This is a genomic window from Vibrio sp. 10N.222.49.C9, from assembly GCF_041474985.1.
Taxonomy (GTDB): domain Bacteria; phylum Pseudomonadota; class Gammaproteobacteria; order Enterobacterales; family Vibrionaceae; genus Vibrio; species Vibrio crassostreae_C.
Genome location: NZ_JBFRVD010000216.1, coordinates 1 through 344 on the forward strand (window position 1 = coordinate 1; position 344 = coordinate 344).

Sequence of the window (344 nt, forward strand, 5' to 3'; positions counted from 1 at the left end):
ATTAAGGGCCGACTGATTTTTGGTGGCTTAATCGGTGCACTGATCGTCATTATTCGCACCTTTGGCGGCTTCCCAGACGGCGTTGCTTTTGCGGTTATTATCGCCAACATGTGTGTACCGCTTATCGACTACTACACACAACCTAGAACCTACGGTCACAAGTAATATCATGTTAAAAACCATACGAAAAAACGGTTTAGTTCTCGCCATGTTCGCTTGCATCACAACAGGTGTGGTCTCTGTTACCCATCTGTTGACCGAGGATACAATCAAAGCGCAGCAAATCGCTCAGTTGCAAGGACAGCTTAATCAAGTGATCCCAACGAGCCTGCACGACAATGAAC

At 46.5% G+C, this 344-nt stretch carries 1 protein-coding gene and 1 pseudogene; both read left to right on the forward strand.

Annotated features, from left to right (window positions below; translation table 11 throughout):
- Positions 1-165: RnfABCDGE type electron transport complex subunit D (locus AB4585_RS22825; protein ID WP_372171088.1), on the forward strand; the 165-nt coding region annotated here is incomplete at its 5' end.
- 4 nt (positions 166-169) lie between these two features.
- Positions 170-344: pseudogene (locus AB4585_RS22830) on the forward strand (electron transport complex subunit RsxG); the annotation flags it as partial.